The sequence below is a fragment of the Bacillus sp. JJ1127 genome (genome assembly GCF_036965845.1).
Lineage (GTDB): Bacteria > Bacillota > Bacilli > Bacillales > Bacillaceae_G > Bacillus_A.
Genome location: NZ_JBALQK010000383.1, coordinates 1 through 5,344, shown reverse-complemented (window position 1 = coordinate 5,344; position 5,344 = coordinate 1). Strand labels below are relative to the sequence as shown.

The 5,344-nt window shown below is 31.3% G+C and carries 5 protein-coding genes and 2 pseudogenes; all 7 read left to right on the top strand.

Annotated features, from left to right (window positions below; translation table 11 throughout):
* A pseudogene (locus V7183_RS24800) lies at nt 1-258 on the top strand (hypothetical protein); the annotation flags it as partial.
* A 67-nt stretch (nt 259-325) separates the two neighbouring features.
* Nucleotides 326-850 carry a DUF6843 domain-containing protein gene (locus V7183_RS24795; protein WP_438825201.1) on the top strand — a complete coding sequence of 175 codons (525 nt, stop codon included), beginning with the start codon at nt 326-328 and terminating at the stop codon, nt 848-850.
* 39 nt (nt 851-889) lie between these two features.
* Nucleotides 890-1,489 (top strand): annotated as a pseudogene (locus V7183_RS24790) (GrpB family protein).
* Between the two features lie 40 nt (nt 1,490-1,529).
* Complete coding sequence (locus tag V7183_RS24785; protein WP_335361192.1) at nt 1,530-2,054, top strand: nucleotidyltransferase domain-containing protein; 525 nt, start codon at nt 1,530-1,532, stop codon at nt 2,052-2,054.
* 70 nt (nt 2,055-2,124) lie between these two features.
* Complete coding sequence (locus V7183_RS24780; RefSeq protein WP_335361191.1) at nt 2,125-2,583, top strand: NUDIX hydrolase; 459 nt, start codon at nt 2,125-2,127, stop codon at nt 2,581-2,583.
* 377 nt (nt 2,584-2,960) lie between these two features.
* Nucleotides 2,961-3,452 carry a hypothetical protein gene (locus V7183_RS24770; RefSeq protein ID WP_335361190.1) on the top strand — a complete coding sequence of 164 codons (492 nt, stop codon included), beginning with the start codon at nt 2,961-2,963 and terminating at the stop codon, nt 3,450-3,452.
* 122 nt (nt 3,453-3,574) lie between these two features.
* Nucleotides 3,575-4,552, top strand: coding sequence for an LAGLIDADG family homing endonuclease (locus V7183_RS24765; protein ID WP_335361189.1), 978 nt, complete (start codon nt 3,575-3,577; stop codon nt 4,550-4,552).
* Nucleotides 4,553-5,344: the final 792 nt, after the last annotated feature.

Below are 5,344 nucleotides of genomic sequence, written 5' to 3'. Positions count from 1 at the left end.
GAATTAGTAGATAATAAAGTGATCGTTACTGCTTCTTTGTTTGCAGGGTTGTCTATATGGTTGAATAAAAGAGCTTTAGGAAAAGTAACGGCTACTATAGAAGGTATTTATTCATTCAATCTTATTGATAAAGATAGAAACATAATTACTTTAGATGAAACGTTCCCGCTACATGATACTTCTTTTGTTATTACAAATTTCAAAGTGGAAAAACTACAAAGCATCGATCAATATTTTGATGATTATACAATTTTATAAGTAATGTCTTTGGTATATGGGATATATATGTAGATGAAAGAATTTGATATATCGCGAGGGGATTAGCGTGAAAAAAACAATGATATATATCGGATTTATCACTACCTTATGTTTAGGTGGCTGTAGTTCACTTACACAAAGGACAACAGATGTCGTTTATCTCATCCCAGATGGATATGAAGGGGATTTGATAGTGCTTTATAATGTACCTGGTGCGAAGCCATTACAAACAGAGGATGGATTTCGCGTTGTATCCTTCTCACCAGACGGGACAGCTATTACGTCAACAAAAGATATGAAATACGGCATCGTAAATGATAAATACTACATTATCGATAAAGAGGGGAAACGAACAAAGTTAGATTCAAGTTGTATCAGGCCGAAGTCTACAGGAAGTAGCACAGATCACGTTGGAGAAGGAAATGAACATACGTTTCGATTTGGCCAATTAGAAGTGACACGAACAGCATGTGGCCCTCAATTTGAATCGGCTGGTAGAAAAGTTCCTGAAAGCCAACCGCATCCATCTGAGAAGAAATTAGAGGATTTAATTCAAAGCGTATATGATCAAAACTTATTAAAGCAGAAATAAATCCGCTTACTGAATCACCTTTACCTGATAGTAAGCAAAATGGAGGATAATATTGTGGGTAAGAATTTATCAGAAATGTCACTTGAAGAACTGTGGGAACTTTTTCCGATTATACTGAAAGAACATAATCCAATATGGAAAGATTGGTATTTACAAGAAGAAACACTACTTAACAACATACTCGGTAGTCAATATATTGAACGAATTAATCACATAGGCAGTACTTCTATTAACGGATTATTAGCAAAGCCAACGATAGATATATTGCTTGAAATAACAGAAGACTGCGATTTGAAATTTTTAGTGAGTGTGTTAGAGAAAAGCGGGTATATCTTTGAAAAGCAACCACAAAAACCAGCACCACATATGATGTTTATGAAAGGCTATACAGAAAAAGGATTTGCCGAAAAAGTATTTCATCTTCACGTTAGGTATATAGGTAATTGAAATGAATTATATTTTAGAGATTTTTTCCGACTGCATAAAGATGTTGCCAAAGAGTATGGCAATTTAAAAAAGAGCTTAATAGACAAATATGAACAAGACAGAGACGGATATACGGAAGCGAAAACAGAGTTTGTTAACAAATATACTAACATTGCAAAAACGGAATTTGAAAACAAATATAACCCAAACTAATAAGCATTTTAATTCTTTATATAAAGAAAGGTGAGTTAAAATGGATAACAAATTAGATAAAGCAACAGAATGCCAGTTACAGGTTCTTCGTGAGTTAAAAGTAATTTCTAAGTCTCTAAATATCAATTTATGGCTCAGAGGAGGATGGGCAATTGATTTCCTTCTTGGTCAAATTACCCGTATTCATGAAGATATTGACGTAGTGACATGGGTAGAACATAAAGAAACTTTAGAAAATGCACTAAAGGAAGCAGGATATGCTTTTCAACAGATCAGCAGCAGGCAAACTGATTTTTGTAAATCGGATGTAGATGTCCAATTTGGTTTTTTAACCAGAACAAGTGATGGAACTATTCATTTTAATGGTAAACCTGAATGGATTTGGAGAAATGACTGCTTACCTCCTCAACTTTATCACTTGGAGGATATAGCTCTATGTGTTTTAAATCCCTATCAACTTATCCAAGAAAAATATGATTATCAAGAGATAGGTCGCATACCTCGCGATAAAGATAAAAAAAGCCTGGAACTGCTTCAACATATTGCTAACCCTATGAAAAAATAATGCTGATACGCCTCATTGTTTACTAAGTTACGTATAACGAATTTTGTATTAAAAAGGAAGGGAACGATATATGAGTATTGCGGTTAATTCTCATGGTTATAGTTTATTAGAATTTCTAGACATAGAAGAGCATGCTATAAATGACTATTCACCGCTAGGTAGTTCCTTTGTAGTCGCAAATTATAATGATAAATATCTTTTATGCTTCAATATATATCGAAAACAATGGGAATTACCAGCTGGTAGAAGGGAAAAAAATGAGTCTTTACGAGAATGTGCGGCAAGAGAACTATGCGAGGAAACATCACAAAGAGTTCAAAACTTGAAATTTAGAGGGCTTATTAAGATTCAAAGACCTAATAAAACTATAAATTACAGTGCCGTTTATATGACTAATTTAAGTGCATTACAGCCCTTTCAAGAAAATGAGGAAACAAATTCAATCCAATTATGGGATTTACATAAACCAATCCATGAGCTCGATCCAGTTGATAAAAGGATACTTTATTGGTGTATACAAACTAAATAGCAATACTCTATTCTCAAGGGAGATTTATATGCATAAACAAACTTTATGTTTTATCAAAAAAAACATGAATTACTTATGCTAAACCGTGAAAATTCTCCTTTGAAAGGGTTGTGGAATGGGGTAGAAGGAAAAATAGAAAATGGAGGGGTTTTTACATTGAATTCTAGATATGTTAACTGACAATACGTGAAGCTATGAAAACTTGTTATGAATGCGTGACTTTTCTTTAAGTCTTATTGGAGGTATCGTGATATTAAATAGGTATAATTGTACCAATCTACAAATGCTAATGATTATTCAAGCAACTCTTTCTATATAAATAAATATATCTCTTCAGAGACACTTTATAAAAAACTGATTATGGAGTGAACGGGATTATGAAAAAAGTATTCGTATTCTCATTGTATAATTCAATAAAAATACCACAAAAAACGAGATATTTACAGGTTATTATTTCCATATTCGTATTAGGACTGTTGACGTATCCTCAAAAATCATTTGCTTCAATAAATGAAGATGTGCCATTCCTGATTAACAATGGTACATGTCCTAAGCAAAACGAAATAGGACATGTAAGTTCAGATATTGGCCTTATAGATGCATTGAATACAATTATTCCTAAAGTTTATAAAGATAAAAAGCATAAAGATTGGAAGATAGAAACTATAGCATATCTTCCAAAATCACCGCATCCAGAAGCTTATTATGCGATGGCAAAACATTACTGCGGAGAGGAAATAGCTAATAATTCTTGGTTTGTAGAAATATTATTTCCGCAATATCTACCAGCATACGATGCATCGCATGGACAAATCTTTGTGACTAAAAATAAACAGGAGAAATGGTTTGCTTGGTTTAGATTTCATTAATTATTTGGAATGAACATAATAAAAAAATTAACCTAGAATTAACATACAGATCATACGTTCTCTTGCTATGATATAAAGGAAGTACATGTTTCATTTATATCTGTTGAGAGGAGATAATTGAAATGATTGAAAGGAGTAAAAAAAGAGCAAAATGCCTGCTAGAAAAAGCAGAAATGATTAAGCTTTATTTGGAGGGGGAGAGCACGTCAAATATCGCGAAATTAGCTAATGATTCTCCTAGATACGTGCGTATGGTTCTAACTGATAACAATGTCAAAAAAAGAGCAAGAGGAAGCTGGAAACGAAAGTATCATTTAAATGAGAATTACTTCAAAAACTGGTCTAACAACATGGCGTATATTTTAGGTTTTTTCATTGCAGATGGTGTTATTACAAAGAATAACCAAACTGTAAGTATTTCTCAAAAAGAATCTAGCATTTTAGAAGATATAAAAATAGAACTACATTCAAACCAGCCGTTGTGCCAAAACAAAAAAACTGGCGTGTACATGTTGAACTTAAACAGCAAAATAATGAAAAATGACCTCATGAACTTTCATGGAATCACACCGCACAAATCATACGATGTACAATTTCCATATGTCCCAAAAGAGCATCTACATCATTTTATTAGAGGATATTTTGATGGGGATGGCTATGTAAATTATACATCGTATACAGTAAGTTTTGTTGGAGGATCACATAGCTTTATGCGTTCTTTAATCCAAATCTTACAAGAACAAAACCTCACACCACACTTCATAAATAAAGAACCACATTATCGTGTAATTCTCAGTGGCCGAAAAACGATTAAAATTTTTTCTAATTGGATCTATAAAGATAAAGAATTATTTTTGCAAAGAAAATATGATATATTCCAAATGGAAACCTTAGATTTAGAACAATTACAAGATAGAAAATTAAAAAGAACAAAATCAGCAGTCATTCAAAGAAAAAATGATTTTCTCGTTCAATATCAGCAACACAATTGTATAAATAAGTCTTGCGAAAATCTTAACATTAGCAAAGCCACATTTAAAAGTTGGCTAAAAAATAATTTAGAGTTTAAAAAACGATTTAGACAAATTCATTCAAATTAAAACTCATCTCAAAGATTAGTGTAAATGCTGTATTTTAACACTAATCTTTTTTTCGTTAAATCATAAGAAAAAAGGGGATACCAAAATAACAAGCAAGTTAATCCTATTTTACAGTTAACATAATATAAATTATAGGAAGTTATATAAAAGTAGCATTCCTGTGTCTCTAAATACAAGTAAACTCTACAAAATGAGATGAGAGAGAAATATTTAGTCAAATTTGCTTTATATGCTATTTGTTTAAATCTTAGACATTTTCATGCTCATTTTATAAATAAGCGCGCCAGGATTTTTTGTAGCAATTCTTGAATCAAAAATCTCAAAGATTAAATTTAAATCGATTCATTTCATAAATTATATTTTGTTTTGATAAATTCTTTTAAATTTACACATGCAGTTTTTCATTCGTTTATATGTATGTGATCTCTCATTACATTTTATTTATTGAATATGGTTCAATTTGGAATTCACTTAAATTACCACTTCGTTTGCTGTGATTTTCATTTTAGTTGACATAATGTGTATGTTATGTATTAAAAAATCCTCCTATTTTTCTAGGAAGATTTTTTAATACACGATTTGAATTTGATTATAAGTAATTTTGTCTATAATTTCTTGATTAGATAACTTGTTTGATTGTTTTACCAAATGCATGATGCCATCTTTTCGATCAAAATACAGCACTTTATGGTATTCATTTCGGTATCTCTACAAGCTTTTTTAGTTTTTTTGCTATCTTGATGCTGTGTATGATCTATTTACAGCAATGTTTCATTACTCATAATATATATG

Excerpts from the sequence above, each read along its gene's own strand:
- V7183_RS24785 (WP_335361192.1), top strand. The coding sequence starts at position 1,530 with ATGGATAACAAATTAGATAAAGCAACAGAATGCCAGTTACAGGTTCTT.
- V7183_RS24780 (WP_335361191.1), top strand. The coding sequence starts at position 2,125 with ATGAGTATTGCGGTTAATTCTCATGGTTATAGTTTATTAGAATTTCTA.
- V7183_RS24770 (WP_335361190.1), top strand. The coding sequence starts at position 2,961 with ATGAAAAAAGTATTCGTATTCTCATTGTATAATTCAATAAAAATACCA.
- V7183_RS24765 (WP_335361189.1), top strand. The coding sequence starts at position 3,575 with ATGATTGAAAGGAGTAAAAAAAGAGCAAAATGCCTGCTAGAAAAAGCA.